Source organism: Heyndrickxia coagulans DSM 1 = ATCC 7050, from assembly GCF_000290615.1.
Classification (GTDB): Bacteria; Bacillota; Bacilli; order Bacillales; family Bacillaceae_C; genus Weizmannia; species Weizmannia coagulans.
On record NZ_ALAS01000131.1, the window covers coordinates 14,828 to 28,205 of the forward strand.

Here is a 13,378-nt window from a genome sequence, read left to right on the forward strand (position 1 = left end):
ATGAGTTTTTTTAAATCATTAAAAGACAAATTCACCCGGCAGGCCGATACGGTAACCGATAAATTTAAAACCGGCCTTGCAAAAACGCGCGATAATTTCTCGAGCAAAGTCAACAATCTTGTCGCGCGTTACCGGAAAATCGACGAAGACTTTTTCGAAGAACTGGAAGAAATTTTAATTCAGGCGGATGTCGGCTTCCAGACGGTGATGGAACTGATCGATGAGTTGAAAATGGAAGTGAAACGGAAAAACATCAAAGCCCCTTCTGAAGTCCAGTCCGTGATTTCCGAAAAACTGGTTGACATTTATTCAGGCGGAGAAGAAGCCCCGAACCGGCTTAACATCCAGGACGGCGCCCTGACTGTTATTTTGTTTGTCGGCGTAAACGGCGTCGGTAAAACGACAACGATCGGCAAGCTCGCCCATATGCTGAAACAGCAGGGAAAAAAAGTGATGATGGCAGCCGGCGATACATTCCGCGCCGGCGCCATTGAACAGCTTGAAGTCTGGGGAGAAAGGGTCGGCGTGGAAGTGATCAAACATTCGGAAGGATCCGATCCGGCCGCTGTTATGTTTGACGCCGTCCAAGCAGCGAAAGCAAGAAATGCGGATGTCCTGCTTTGTGATACGGCGGGCCGTCTGCAAAACAAAGTCAATTTGATGAAGGAACTGGAAAAAGTAAAACGCGTCATCGAACGGGAAATCCCGGGGGCGCCGCATGAAGTCTTGCTCGTTCTGGATGCCACCACCGGGCAAAATGCGATGGTGCAGGCAAAGACGTTTAAAGAAGCTACGGACGTAACCGGGATCGTGCTGACAAAATTGGATGGCACGGCAAAAGGCGGGATTGTGCTCGCGATCCGGAACGAACTCCATATTCCCGTCAAATTCGTCGGCCTCGGCGAGAAAATGGATGACCTCCAGCCGTTCGATGCAGAAAAATACGTGTACGGGTTGTTTTCCGATCTGATCGATGAAGTGCCGGAAGAACAAGCCTGACTGCGTGCGGGCCGCACTGCGAATCATAATAAAGCGCGCAAGCCCGCGGTATTACGTATGGCAGGGAGCCCTTCAAAGCGTGGGGCGATTGCGGGTAAACGGACTTGTTTTCATTGACAAAAAACAAGAATCTTTGTATTCTGAGTTTATGTAAAGCATTTTCACTTAACAGGGGGAAGAAGCCATGCTGGAGAAAACAACGCGAATGAATGATTTGTACGATTTTTACCAATCGTTGTTGACTCCAAAGCAGCGCAGCTATATGTCCCTCTATTATCTCGACGACTTGTCGCTTGGTGAAATCGCCGAACAATATGGTGTGAGCCGCCAGGCGGTTTACGATAATATCAAACGAACCGAACAAATGCTCGAAGACTATGAAAAAAAGCTTGGTTTATTGGAAAAGTTTCAAGCGCGCACACGAATCTTCCGGTCGATGCGCAATCTTTTGGCGCATAATGCCAATCCGGAACTGGCGCGGCTTGTCGATGCGCTTGAAAAATTGGAATAGGGGGCGGAAAAATGGCATTTGAAGGACTCGCAGAACGCCTGCAGGGCACGATGCAGAAAATCCGCGGAAAAGGCAAGGTCACGGAAAGCGACGTCAAAGAAATGATGCGGGAAGTCCGCCTTGCCCTTCTGGAAGCTGACGTCAACTTCAAAGTGGTAAAAGATTTTGTAAAAAAAGTGAGCGAACGCGCGGTCGGCCAGGAGGTGCTGAAAAGCCTGACACCCGGGCAGCAGGTCATTAAAATTGTCCAGGAAGAGCTGACCAATCTTATGGGCGGATCCCAGAGCAAGATTGCCGTTGCAAAGCGCCCGCCGACCGTCATCATGATGGTCGGCCTGCAGGGTGCCGGGAAAACGACGACATCGGGGAAACTGGCCAACCTGCTGCGAAAAAAATACAACCGGACCCCGCTGCTCGTTGCGGCCGATATTTACCGCCCCGCTGCAATCAAGCAGCTGGAAACGCTCGGAAAACAACTCGGCATGCCGGTATTTTCGCTTGGCGACAAAATCAGCCCGGTGGAAATTGCCAGGCAAGCGATTGAAAAAGCAAAAGAAGAACATCACGATACCGTCATCATCGATACGGCCGGCCGCCTCCATATTGACAGCGAGCTGATGAATGAATTGAAGGAAATCAAGGAACTTGCGCATCCGGATGAAATTTTTCTTGTCGTCGATGCGATGACAGGCCAGGATGCCGTAAATGTCGCGCAAAGTTTTAATGACCAGCTCGGCATCACCGGCGTCATCCTGACGAAGCTTGACGGCGACACGCGCGGCGGGGCGGCTTTATCCATCCGGGCCGTAACCGAAAAGCCGATTAAATTTGCCGGGATGGGCGAGAAAATGGATGCACTCGAACCGTTTCACCCGGAAAGGATGGCTTCCCGCATTCTCGGCATGGGCGATATCCTGTCGCTGATTGAGAAAGCGCAGGAAACCGTTGATGAAGAAAAAGCGCGCGCGCTCGAAAAGAAAATGCGGGATCAGTCGTTTACGTTTGAAGATTTCCTTGAGCAGCTCGGCCAGGTCCGGAAAATGGGGCCGCTCGGTGACATTTTGAAAATGATCCCGGGGGCCAACCGGATGAAAGGGATGGATAATCTGCAAATTGATGAGAAGCAAATTGCGCATGTCGAAGCGATTATCCAGTCGATGACAAAGCAGGAAAAAATCCGCCCGGACATTATCAATGCAAGCCGGAAAAAACGGATTGCGAAAGGTTCCGGCCGCCCGGTGCAGGAAGTCAACCGGCTTTTGAAACAATTTGAAGAAATGAAGAAAATGATGAAACAACTGCAAGGCATGAATCAAAAAGGCCGAAAAAAAGGCTTTAAATTCCCTTTTATGTAAAAAAGCAAGGGTGTTAAGAGAAAAGACTTTACACCATCATGATTTTCTGATATGATACAGTCTTGTGAGAAACTTTTTTGGAGGTGTATGATTAAAATGGCAGTAAAAATCCGCTTGAAACGCATGGGCACAAAAAAATCCCCGTTTTACCGCATTGTTGTGGCAGATTCCCGTTCACCGCGTGATGGACGTTTTATTGAAACAGTAGGAACTTACAATCCTGTTGTAGATCCTGCAGAAGTCAAAATCAACGAGGAAGCCGCGCTCCAATGGCTGAAAAACGGCGCCCAACCGTCTGACACGGTACGCAACTTGTTTTCAAAACAAGGCATTATGGAAAAATACCATAACGAAAAACACGGCAAATAATCATGGACCAACAGATGGATGATTTAATCCTTTCGATCGTCAAGCCGATTGTCGGCCATCCGGATGAGGTGCGAGTAGAGCGGGATGAACAAGAATCCGGAACGCTCTACCGCCTGATTGTCCATCCGGATGATGCCGGCATGGTTATTGGCAAAAAAGGGCGTACCGCAAAGGCCATCCGTACGGTCGTTTATGCTGCGGCCGGCGTGCACGGGCATAAAAAAATCCGTCTTGAAATTGCCGAATAACGGACAACGATGGATAGAACACCAGAGAAAGGGAGGCGCACACCTCCCTTTTTACATACATCTTTCGGGCTTTCCCCTCATCTTAACCGACATCCGCTTTTTCCGGCTGCTTTTATTTGGGTTGCTAATAAATGGCGAAAAGGAGGGCAGGGCATCTTGAAAATCCTTCAAAAAGTGATGGTCAAGCAAATCCTGACCGAAAAGAGCAAAGGAATGCTTTTGGATACATACCGACAAAAGAAACAACAACTTCAAAAAGAATGTGAGCAGCTCCGGTTTGAAACGAAAAAACTGGAAAAACAAAAAAAGTTTTCGGGAACCAATTTAAAAATGCATTTTGAAAAAGAAATTGAAAGCCGGCAGGAGAAAATCAAACTGGTGGAGTTTCAAATTGAACAACTGCTTTTGCTTCCGATCGGGACGGAATTAAAAGAAAAAGAAATGCACGCTATTGTTGACGTCCGGGAAGGCGACGACTGGAGTGCGGTGACAAAAGAGAAATCGATTATTATAAAAGACGGCATCATCCATGAAATTCGCGAGAGGTGAGAATATGACACAATGGTTTAATGTCGGCAAAATCGTCAATACACACGGCATCCGCGGAGAAGTGCGGGTCATTTCCAAAACGGATTTCAAAGCGGAACGGTATAAACCGGGCAATACGCTTTACTTGTTTCTTCCCGGCTGCAATGAACCGGTTGCGCTTACGATTGAATCTCACCGGGTGCATAAGCAGTTTGATTTGCTGAAGTTTGAGGGCTTTGATTCGATTGGGGAAGCAGAGAAATGGAAAGGCGGCATGCTGAAAGTTTCCGAAGAACAGCTGGATGAGCTTGGCGAAAATGAGTTTTATTTTCATGAAATCATCGGCTGCGAAGTCGTGACAACCGCAGGCGAGAAAGTCGGGACGGTAAAAGAGATTTTAACGCCCGGGGCAAATGACGTCTGGGTGGTGAAAACAGCGCAGCAGAAAGAGGCGCTAATCCCGTATATTGAAGACGTCGTCAAAAAAGTCGACAAAAAAGAAAAAAGAATTGTAATTGAACCGATGGAAGGGCTTTTGCCATGAAAATGGATATATTGACTTTGTTCCCGGAAATGTTTGAAGGCGTTCTCGGATCTTCTATTTTAAAAAAAGCAGAAGAAAAAGGGATCGTCCATTACCATCTGGTCAATTTCCGCAAATACAGCGACAACAAGCATAAAACCGTCGATGACTACCCGTACGGCGGCGGGGCGGGCATGGTGTTAAAGCCCCAGCCGGTGTTCGATGCAGTAGAAGACCTGCTTGAGGGGAGCAAAAAAAAGCCGCGCATCATTTTGCTCTGCCCCCAGGGAGAAACGTATACGCAGCAAAAAGCGGAAGCGTTTGCGAAAGAAGAACATCTGATCTTTATTTGCGGCCACTACGAAGGGTATGATGAACGGATCCGTACACTTGTAAGCGATGAAATTTCAATCGGGGACTATGTGTTAACGGGCGGCGAGCTGGGCGCAATGGTCATGATCGACAGCATCGTCCGCCTGCTTCCCGGTGTTTTGGGCAATGAAACTTCGCCTGTTACCGATTCTTTTTCAACCGGGCTGCTGGAACATCCACATTATACGCGTCCGGCGGATTTCCGCGGGATGAAGGTGCCGGATGTGTTATTATCCGGAAATCACCGGCTGATTGAAGAATGGCGCGAAAAAGAGTCGCTGTACCGCACCTATACGAGGAGGCCGGACCTTTTGCACGGCGTGACGCTCTCCGAAAAGCAAAAAGCGTGGCTGAAAGAATGGGAAGAAATGCACGGATAGCTGTTGCAATCGGCATGCGTTTATGCTAAGATTGCATTTGTGGTTTGCTTGAAAACAAGGCAGGCCACCGTAAAACGATGTTCCGCTGCAAATAAGATGGAAGATTTGCAAGAGCATTTGTTGGAAGGAGTTGAATACGATGCACAATATTATTGACGAAATTACAAAAGATCAACTTCGCACTGATCTGCCTGCTTTCCGCCCGGGGGATACGGTCCGCGTCCATGTAAAAGTTGTCGAAGGTTCACGCGAACGTATCCAGGTTTTTGAAGGTGTGGTCATTAAACGCCGCGGCGGCGGGATCAGCGAAACGTTTACAGTCCGGAAAGTTTCTTACGGCGTCGGCGTTGAGCGTACATTTCCGCTCCATACACCGAAAATTGCGAAGCTTGAAGTCGTGCGTCGCGGTAAAGTTCGCCGTGCGAAACTTTACTACCTGCGTAATCTGCGCGGTAAAGCCGCCCGTATTAAAGAAATCCGCTAATTTGCTGCAACGGCTGTTCGAAAAGGGGCTATCATGGCCCCTTTTCTTCATACTTATACATAAATAACCCGGGTGCCGTCTGAGGTTTTCAATCGGCAACCAATCCTGTTATAATGCAAAATATCAGGGAATATACACTTAATGGATACATGGAATGAGGCGGTGTAAATAAATGGAAAAACAGAAAAAACCAAAAAATGAACTGTTCGAATGGGTGAAAGCGCTGCTGATCGCTGTGGCACTGGCCGGCATTTTGCGCTATTTTTTCTTCGCCCCGATCGTGGTCGACGGTTCTTCCATGATGCCGACTTTGAAAAACGGCGACCGGATGATTGTAAATAAAATCGGGACCCCGAAACGGTTCGACATCGTCGTTTTCCACGCCCCGGAAGGCAAAGATTATATCAAAAGGGTCATCGGGCTGCCGGGCGACCGGATCGAGTATAAAAATGACGTCCTGTATATTAACGGGAAAGCGTATAAAGAGCCTTATCTCGATAAATATAAAAAAGCCGTTGCCGACGGACCGCTTACGGAAGATTTTACCTTAAAAGATTATATCGGGCGCGACACGGTGCCAAAAGGGCAGATTTTTGTGATGGGCGATAACCGCCGGTACAGCAAAGACAGCCGCCAGATCGGGACCATTCCGCTTAGCAAGGTGGTCGGGGAGACAAACTTTGTATACTGGCCGGTGAAAGATGCCCATATGATCAATAAATAAGCGCCCGGCAGCTGCACATTTTACGGAAAAAAGTAACCGTGATGGAGTTGACGCATGATGGCAATACAATGGTTTCCGGGCCATATGGCGAAGGCAAGGAGAGAAGTGACCGAAAAATTAAAACTGGTCGATATCGTTTTTGAACTGCTGGATGCAAGGATCCCGGTTTCCTCCGCCAATCCGATGCTGGATGAACTGATTCAGCAAAAGCCGCGGATCAAATTGTTGAACAAGGCGGATATGGCGGATCCGGCTGCTACAGCCCGCTGGCTTGAAATATTATCCGGTGGCAATACGCATGTCCTTGCCATTGACGCGCAAAGCGGAAAAGGGCTCGACAAAATGGTGAAACTGGCTGAACAGATTTTGCAGCCAAAATGGGAGAGACTGCGGGCAAAAGGCATCCGTCCGCGTGCGATCCGGGCGATGATTGTCGGGATACCGAACGTCGGCAAATCGACGCTCATTAACCGGCTTGCCGGGAAAAATATCGCCAAAACCGGCAATACGCCGGGCGTGACAAAAGCGCAGGCATGGATAAAAGTCGGGAAAACGATGGAACTCCTCGATACGCCCGGAATCCTCTGGCCGAAATTCGAAGACAAGGAAACCGGCTATAAGCTCGCCTTAACCGGCGCAATTAAAGACACGATCCTCAACCTGCAGGACGTTTCCGTATTTGGCCTGCGTTTTCTTGAAAAACATTATCCCGACGCATTAAAAGCCCGGTATAAGCTCGGGGATATCCCGGACATCGTACCCCTTTTTGACCATATTGGGCGCTTGCGCGGCTGTTTGCGGGCGGGAGGGGAAATCGATTACGACAAAACGGCTGAGGTGATTATCCGTGATATCCGCGGCATGAAACTGGGGCCTCTGACATTTGATTTGGGATAAGCGCCTCCGTAAAAGGGGCGCTTATTTTTCATAGGAGGGGAAACATTGAAAATCAGTGATATTGAAGCGCGGCTTTCAGAAATGACAAATCCGTCCGATCCGTTCGTCCAGAAGTTGCGCCGGGATGAACGGAAAGGCGCACAAAAAGCGCTGGAAAAATGGATGAGAAAATTAGAAAAAGAGCGTGAACAGCTTGAAAAATTCCGGGAGATGGCCCGATTTGAAGACGCCCTGCGCAGCCACGGCTACCGCCTGATCGCCGGAATTGACGAGGCAGGCAGGGGGCCGCTTGCCGGTCCGGTTGTAGCCGCTTGCGTCATTCTTCCGGAAGATTTTTGCCTGCCCGGACTGAACGATTCCAAACAGCTTTCCGAAAAACAGCGGGAGGCCTTTTTTGCGCACATTCAGGAGGAAGCCCTTGTCGGCGTCGGCTTTGCCAGTGCAGAAGAAATTGACCGAATGAATGTTTACGAGGCGGCCAAAAAGGCGATGCTTGCGGCTTTGGGCCATTTGCCCGCTTCTCCGGACCATTTGCTGATCGATGCGATGGAAATTCCGGCCCCGTACCCGCAAACTTCGATTGTAAAAGGGGATGCGAAAAGTATTTCAATTGCCGCGGCTTCCGTGATTGCAAAAGTAACGAGAGACCGGTATATGCGGGAAATGGATGAAAAATATCCCGGGTACGGTTTCGCCATACATAAGGGCTATGGGACGAAAAAACATCTGGAAGCGATCATGAAGCTTGGCCCATGCCCGATCCATAGAAAATCGTTTGCGCCGATTAAAGACAGGCCGGCAATCCGCCGATAAATAAGCAAGAAGGAAGAAACAGGGCGGGGGGGTAAGCATGCAAATTTCTTTTGGCAAACAACCATTTATTAAAGCCGGCTCAAATATCCGCACGTTTTCTTTTCAAACGGGGCAGATTTTTTCCGGCGCCATCCAAAAACTGTTTCCAAATGACACCGCACTTATCCGGGCAGGCGGGCGTGCGTTTGCCGCGAAACTCGAAGTGCCGCTTGAAGCCGGAAAAAACTACTGGTTTCAAACGGTTTTGGTCGATGGTGAAGTCCGGCTGAAAATGCTCTCGGAAGCCGATGCAAACGACAATGCCGGCAAAGCTTTGCTCCCGCAAATGCAGCTGCCGCCGGGGAAAACGTTCCAGTCCCTTGTCTCGTACTTGGCTGAACGGGGGATTCCGTTTACAAAAAATGACATTGCCGCAATCGGCGCATGGCTGAAGCATGTGCCGGATCTTGCAAACGGGCTGGAAACGGCTGCCCTCATGCTGCAAGAAGGCTTTCCTGTGACGGAGGGCGTGTTCACTTCTCTCCGTACCTTCGTGCAAAACACACCGGTAGATCAGCTTTTAAACCGGCTGCAGCAGGCGCTTCAGCAGGGGGAACAGACGCCGGAAACCAGGCAATTGCTTGCGCTTATCAGGGAACTTGGGGCGGGCAACGGGCAGGTGACAGGAGAGGCGCTGCGCCTGCAAATCAAAGAGAAGATTCAAAAAATGGGGCTTTTTTATGAGGCGGGGCTTTTGCATGGGGATAAAACCGCGGACAAGGGCGGGCTGCCTTTAAAAGCGTTGCTTGTTGAGTTGCTGCAAAAAGGCGGGGGAACAAAAGCAGCCCGGGATGCAGCAGACGAAATCGTGCAGAAACTGAACGGCCAGCAACTGCTTTCGCTTCCCGGCGGGGCGGTGCAGCACATTTGGATGGAAATTCCGCTTTCTTTCGCGCGCTTTCAAACGAATGCCGTTGTGCAATGGTCAGGCAGGCGGAAAAAAGACGGAAAAATAGACAGTAACTATTGTAAAATCATTTTTTACTTAAATCTTCAGTTTATGAAAGAAACATTGGTCGAGATGAATGTGCAAAACCGGATCGTTTCCATCCGCATTTCCAGTTTGAAAAAGGGCCTCCAGGAAGCCGTAAAGCCTTTTTTGCCGGCCTTAAAGGAAGGCCTTTCCAAAACCGGTTACACATTGTCTGATGTCCGGTTCGGGGAATTCCAGCCGGGTGCTGTGCGTGCCGCGCTCAGCCGGCCGGACGTTTCCGGGAAAGGGGTTGACCTTAGGATATGAAGGATCCACAAAAAGACATAAAAGAAGCGGTCGCGCTCCAGTACAGCCCGGATGCGCATTCCGCCCCTGTCGTGAAGGCAAAAGGCAAAGGGGACACGGCCAGGCGGATTATCGAAGAGGCAAAAAAAGCGAATGTCCCGATCCAGCAGGACCCGGATCTTGCCGCGCTGCTCGGCCGGCTCGATATCAACGAAGCGATCCCGGAAGAACTGTATGCGGCTGTGGCCGAGGTGTTTGCCATGATTTACCGCCTCGACCAGTCGCTAAAAAACAAGGATATCAAATGAACGAAAGTTTTACATCAGGCCTAGGCGCCCATTTGAATAAAGATTGCGATTCACAGCAGGCAAACGAACGGTGAAATTCCGTCCATTTTATACTGCAAAAAATATTTTTGAATAATAATAGCCATTTTAGTTCATTATGGTAGACATCTTTTCCGATGTTTATTAAAATGAAAGCGCAGTTAATTTTTTGAACAGTTTGATAGGAGGATGGAACATGAATATTCACGAGTATCAGGGCAAAGAGATCCTGAGAAAATACGGGGTCGCTGTGCCGAACGGGAAAGTGGCCTTCACCGTGGATGAAGCGGTGGAAGCGGCGAAATCGCTCGGAACAGATGTATGTGTGGTAAAAGCGCAAATTCATGCCGGCGGCCGCGGAAAAGCAGGCGGCGTCAAAGTGGCAAAAAATTTGGATGAGGTTCGTACATACGCGCAGGAACTGCTTGGCAAAACGCTTGTGACGCATCAGACAGGCCCTGAAGGCAAAGAAGTGAAGCGCCTCTTGATTGAAGAAGGGTGTGACATTCAAAAAGAATACTATGTCGGCCTTGTTTTGGACCGTGCGACAAGCCGGGTTGTGCTGATGGCTTCTGAAGAAGGCGGCACGGAAATTGAAGAAGTGGCGGCCAAAACACCGGAAAAGATTTTCAAAGAAACCATTGACCCGGCAGTCGGCCTGTTGCCGTTCCAGGCGCGCCGCATTGCATTCAACATCAATATTCCTGCTAAACTTGTAAATCAGGCTGTTAAATTTATGACAGGCCTTTATCAAGTATTTGTGGAAAAAGACTGCTCGATCGCGGAAATCAATCCGCTTGTTGTAACCGGCGACGGAAAAGTGATGGCGCTCGATGCCAAATTGAATTTTGATTCGAACGGCTTGTTCCGCCAGCAGGATATTCTGGCATACCGCGATCTCGAAGAAGAAGACCCGAAAGAAATTGAAGCGTCGAAATACGATTTGAGCTATGTCGCCCTTGACGGCAATATCGGCTGCATGGTAAACGGCGCCGGCCTTGCGATGGCGACAATGGACATTATTAAATATTACGGCGGCGATCCGGCCAACTTCCTTGATGTCGGGGGCGGCGCAACGGAAGAAAAAGTAACGGAAGCGTTTAAAATTATTTTATCGGACGAAAAAGTCAAAGGCATTTTTGTCAACATTTTCGGCGGCATTATGAAATGCGATGTCATTGCTTCCGGCGTGGTTGCAGCCACAAAACAGGTCGGGCTCGACATTCCGCTCGTTGTCCGTCTTGAAGGGACCAATGTGGAACTCGGGAAGAAAATTTTAAACGAATCCGGGTTGAAAATTGTGGCAGCTGAATCGATGGCAGACGGCGCACAAAAAATTGTCGAACTGGTCAGCTAACAGCAGCTGTTCATTCGGGCCAAATGCGAACAAATATTCTTGAATGAAGAAGGCAGGGGAAAAAAGTGAGCATTTATGTAAATAAAGACACGAAAGTCATTGTCCAGGGGATTACCGGGAAAACAGCGCTTTTCCATACAAAACAATGCTTGGAATACGGAACGAAAATTGTCGGCGGCACAAGCCCTGGCAAAGGCGGGACTGAAGTAGAAGGCGTGCCGGTCTTTAATACGGTGGAAGAAGCCGTTAAAGCAACGGGCGCAACCGTTTCGGTTATCTTCGTGCCAGCTCCGTTTGCGGCAGATGCGATTATGGAAGCGGTCGATGCAGAACTCGATCTTGTTATCTGCATTACTGAGCATATCCCGGTGTTGGATATGGTCAAAGTGAAACGTTATATGGAAGGGAAAAAAACGCGCCTGATCGGGCCGAATTGCCCGGGCATCATCACGCCAGATGAATGCAAAATCGGCATTATGCCGGGTTATATCCATAAAAAAGGCCATGTCGGGGTCGTTTCCCGTTCCGGCACGCTGACTTATGAAGCCGTCCATCAGCTGACGCGCGCCGGCATCGGCCAGACAGGAGCGATCGGCATTGGCGGTGACCCTGTGAACGGCACCAACTTTATTGATGTATTAAAAGAATTTAACAATGATCCGGAAACAGAAGCGGTCATTATGATCGGTGAAATCGGCGGGACGGCGGAAGAAGAAGCTGCCAAATGGGTTCAGGCAAACATGAAGAAACCGGTTGTCGGATTTATCGGCGGTGTCACAGCGCCTCCTGGAAAACGGATGGGCCACGCCGGCGCTATCATTTCAGGCGGCAAAGGAACTGCAGCCGAAAAAATCCGCACGATGAACGAATGCGGCATCCAGGTGGCCGAAACGCCGGCGGTCATTGGGGAAACGCTGATCCGTGTCCTGAAGGAAAAAGGCCTTTACGAGAAATGTAAAAACCTTTAAGTTGCGGCACCGTCCGTCCCGGAACCCGCATTTTCCGGGGCAGCTTGGTGAAACTGCCCGGATCCGGCTGCCATTTTAAGCGTGCAGCCGGGTCCTAAATAGTTTGTTTTTTTCAATGAAATACGGTCTGAAAGCGAGGAAAACAATGGAACCGTTAAAAATCAAATACATTCATTTGGACCATTGCAGGGGGATTTCCCGCGGGCAAAAAATGAAAATCCTCGAATTTGATCCGCTGCTTGAAAAAATCTGCCGGATTCCCCCTGAAACACTGCGCGCCATGCTTCAGATGCAAAAGGAAACGTTTGAACGATTTTATGAAGACCTCCTTCATCTTGACATCAACCCCTATTTAACCCTCTACCGGGAAAAACAGATCCGGATGACAGCCCGTTTTGAACCGGAATATCCGCCGCTTCTGAAAGAAACGTACCAGCCTCCTGCCATACTCTATTCAATCGGAAATATATCATTGCTGAAAAAACGTGCGCTGGCCGTTGTCGGATCAAGAAAGGCCGGTTCCTATGCGGAAAAAGCCGCCGATCATTTGCTGCCGCCCCTGATCGAAAAACAGTTTACCATTGTCAGCGGGCTGGCGAGAGGGGCGGATGCGATTGCCCACCGTGCTGCCATGAAATTTGGGGGAAAGACGATTGCGGTGCTCGGAAGCGGATTTTTTCATATTTATCCGCGGGAAAATACAGGGATGGCGGAGAAAATAAAACAGGGCCATTTACTCCTGTCGGAATATCCGCCGTTTACGCGCCCTGAAAAATGGCGTTTTCCGGAACGCAACCGGATCATCAGCGGCATTTCGGAAGGTGTGCTCGTGCTTCAGGCGGAAAAACGGAGCGGCTCTTTGATCACGGCAGATTACGCCCTCCAGGAAGGGCGGGAAGTTTTCAGCGTGCCGGGAAACGTTCTGGACAGCCTGTCGGAAGGAACGAACCATCTCATCCAGCAGGGCGCAAAACTGGTGACGTGCAGCGGGGACATTTTGGAAGAACTGCTTTCGGCAAGGTAAAATTGTCAGGGAAAATTCATAAATGGGGAGCGATTTTCCGATTTTGTGAAAAAACGCATGATTTTTGGATAAAATGTATATAAAATAGAGAAAGAATAGATAAAATTTTCAAAATGAAATCGTTTGCCATGTTGATTTTTCATCATCCGTGCTGTATGTGTAAAATTTTACTCGAAGGGCAGATGAGTGGAAAAAAATGGGAAGACGCTCTATCATTTAAATGTACGCTTGTGGGCGAATAC

17 protein-coding genes are annotated in these 13,378 nt (G+C 49.1%); all 17 read left to right on the top strand.

Features of this window, described 5'->3' with window-relative positions:
* The 17 genes from ftsY to dprA all read left to right on the top strand — a co-directional run bounded on the left by ftsY (window position 1) and on the right by dprA (window position 13,136).
* Window positions 1-999: a signal recognition particle-docking protein FtsY gene (gene ftsY / locus IC21_RS07185; RefSeq protein WP_029142349.1), complete on the top strand. Its 999-nt coding sequence runs from the start codon at window positions 1-3 to the stop codon at window positions 997-999.
* Window positions 1,000-1,183: 184 nt separating this feature from the next.
* On the top strand, window positions 1,184-1,510 hold the full coding sequence (locus tag IC21_RS07190) for a putative DNA-binding protein (protein WP_017553259.1): 327 nt from the start codon (window positions 1,184-1,186) through the stop codon (window positions 1,508-1,510).
* Window positions 1,511-1,521: 11 nt separating this feature from the next.
* Window positions 1,522-2,865 (top strand): signal recognition particle protein, encoded by a 1,344-nt coding sequence (ffh, locus tag IC21_RS07195; RefSeq protein WP_013859061.1) that lies wholly within the window; start codon window positions 1,522-1,524, stop codon window positions 2,863-2,865.
* Window positions 2,866-2,961: 96 nt separating this feature from the next.
* Entirely contained in the window at window positions 2,962-3,234 is a 273-nt protein-coding gene (rpsP, locus tag IC21_RS07200) for a 30S ribosomal protein S16 (protein ID WP_026104868.1), read from the top strand.
* Complete coding sequence (locus tag IC21_RS07205) at window positions 3,234-3,482, top strand: KH domain-containing protein (protein WP_280136683.1); 249 nt, start codon at window positions 3,234-3,236, stop codon at window positions 3,480-3,482. Before rpsP ends, IC21_RS07205 begins: the two co-directional genes overlap by 1 nt.
* 156 nt (window positions 3,483-3,638) lie before the next feature.
* Window positions 3,639-4,031 (top strand): YlqD family protein, encoded by a 393-nt coding sequence (locus tag IC21_RS07210; RefSeq protein ID WP_029142350.1) that lies wholly within the window; start codon window positions 3,639-3,641, stop codon window positions 4,029-4,031.
* Window positions 4,032-4,035: 4 nt separating this feature from the next.
* The gene (rimM, locus tag IC21_RS07215; RefSeq protein WP_019722017.1) at window positions 4,036-4,554 is read left to right on the top strand and encodes a ribosome maturation factor RimM; all 519 of its coding nucleotides are present in this window, start codon (window positions 4,036-4,038) and stop codon (window positions 4,552-4,554) included.
* On the top strand, window positions 4,551-5,285 hold the full coding sequence (gene trmD, locus IC21_RS07220) for a tRNA (guanosine(37)-N1)-methyltransferase TrmD (protein WP_029142351.1): 735 nt from the start codon (window positions 4,551-4,553) through the stop codon (window positions 5,283-5,285). The genes rimM and trmD overlap by 4 nt, the downstream gene beginning before the upstream one ends.
* Window positions 5,286-5,424: 139 nt before the next feature.
* Window positions 5,425-5,769 (top strand): 50S ribosomal protein L19, encoded by a 345-nt coding sequence (rplS, locus tag IC21_RS07225; protein ID WP_013859067.1) that lies wholly within the window; start codon window positions 5,425-5,427, stop codon window positions 5,767-5,769.
* A gap of 172 nt (window positions 5,770-5,941) precedes the next feature.
* Window positions 5,942-6,493 carry a signal peptidase I gene (lepB, locus tag IC21_RS07230; RefSeq protein ID WP_013859068.1) on the top strand — a complete coding sequence of 184 codons (552 nt, stop codon included), beginning with the start codon at window positions 5,942-5,944 and terminating at the stop codon, window positions 6,491-6,493.
* Between the two features lie 54 nt (window positions 6,494-6,547).
* Entirely contained in the window at window positions 6,548-7,390 is an 843-nt protein-coding gene (gene ylqF, locus IC21_RS07235; RefSeq protein ID WP_019722018.1) for a ribosome biogenesis GTPase YlqF, read from the top strand.
* Window positions 7,391-7,435: 45 nt separating this feature from the next.
* Entirely contained in the window at window positions 7,436-8,203 is a 768-nt protein-coding gene (rnhB, locus tag IC21_RS07240; protein ID WP_029142352.1) for a ribonuclease HII, read from the top strand.
* A 37-nt stretch (window positions 8,204-8,240) separates the two neighbouring features.
* Complete coding sequence (locus tag IC21_RS07245; RefSeq protein ID WP_029142353.1) at window positions 8,241-9,482, top strand: TP0910 N-terminal domain-containing protein; 1,242 nt, start codon at window positions 8,241-8,243, stop codon at window positions 9,480-9,482.
* A complete protein-coding gene (locus tag IC21_RS07250; RefSeq protein ID WP_013859072.1) occupies window positions 9,479-9,769 on the top strand; it encodes an EscU/YscU/HrcU family type III secretion system export apparatus switch protein in 291 nt (96 codons plus the stop codon). The genes IC21_RS07245 and IC21_RS07250 overlap by 4 nt, the downstream gene beginning before the upstream one ends.
* Before the next feature lie 214 nt (window positions 9,770-9,983).
* Entirely contained in the window at window positions 9,984-11,144 is a 1,161-nt protein-coding gene (gene sucC / locus IC21_RS07255) for an ADP-forming succinate--CoA ligase subunit beta (protein WP_013859073.1), read from the top strand.
* Between the two features lie 65 nt (window positions 11,145-11,209).
* Window positions 11,210-12,112: a succinate--CoA ligase subunit alpha gene (sucD, locus tag IC21_RS07260; protein ID WP_029142354.1), complete on the top strand. Its 903-nt coding sequence runs from the start codon at window positions 11,210-11,212 to the stop codon at window positions 12,110-12,112.
* 145 nt (window positions 12,113-12,257) lie between these two features.
* Window positions 12,258-13,136 (top strand): DNA-processing protein DprA, encoded by an 879-nt coding sequence (gene dprA, locus IC21_RS07265; RefSeq protein ID WP_029142355.1) that lies wholly within the window; start codon window positions 12,258-12,260, stop codon window positions 13,134-13,136.
* Window positions 13,137-13,378 lie beyond the last annotated feature (242 nt).

Excerpts from the sequence above, each read along its gene's own strand:
- ftsY (WP_029142349.1), top strand. The coding sequence starts at position 1 with ATGAGTTTTTTTAAATCATTAAAAGACAAATTCACCCGGCAGGCCGAT.
- IC21_RS07190 (WP_017553259.1), top strand. The coding sequence starts at position 1,184 with ATGCTGGAGAAAACAACGCGAATGAATGATTTGTACGATTTTTACCAA.
- ffh (WP_013859061.1), top strand. The coding sequence starts at position 1,522 with ATGGCATTTGAAGGACTCGCAGAACGCCTGCAGGGCACGATGCAGAAA.
- rpsP (WP_026104868.1), top strand. The coding sequence starts at position 2,962 with ATGGCAGTAAAAATCCGCTTGAAACGCATGGGCACAAAAAAATCCCCG.
- rimM (WP_019722017.1), top strand. The coding sequence starts at position 4,036 with ATGACACAATGGTTTAATGTCGGCAAAATCGTCAATACACACGGCATC.
- trmD (WP_029142351.1), top strand. The coding sequence starts at position 4,551 with ATGAAAATGGATATATTGACTTTGTTCCCGGAAATGTTTGAAGGCGTT.
- rplS (WP_013859067.1), top strand. The coding sequence starts at position 5,425 with ATGCACAATATTATTGACGAAATTACAAAAGATCAACTTCGCACTGAT.
- lepB (WP_013859068.1), top strand. The coding sequence starts at position 5,942 with ATGGAAAAACAGAAAAAACCAAAAAATGAACTGTTCGAATGGGTGAAA.
- ylqF (WP_019722018.1), top strand. The coding sequence starts at position 6,548 with ATGATGGCAATACAATGGTTTCCGGGCCATATGGCGAAGGCAAGGAGA.
- IC21_RS07245 (WP_029142353.1), top strand. The coding sequence starts at position 8,241 with ATGCAAATTTCTTTTGGCAAACAACCATTTATTAAAGCCGGCTCAAAT.
- IC21_RS07250 (WP_013859072.1), top strand. The coding sequence starts at position 9,479 with ATGAAGGATCCACAAAAAGACATAAAAGAAGCGGTCGCGCTCCAGTAC.
- sucC (WP_013859073.1), top strand. The coding sequence starts at position 9,984 with ATGAATATTCACGAGTATCAGGGCAAAGAGATCCTGAGAAAATACGGG.
- dprA (WP_029142355.1), top strand. The coding sequence starts at position 12,258 with ATGGAACCGTTAAAAATCAAATACATTCATTTGGACCATTGCAGGGGG.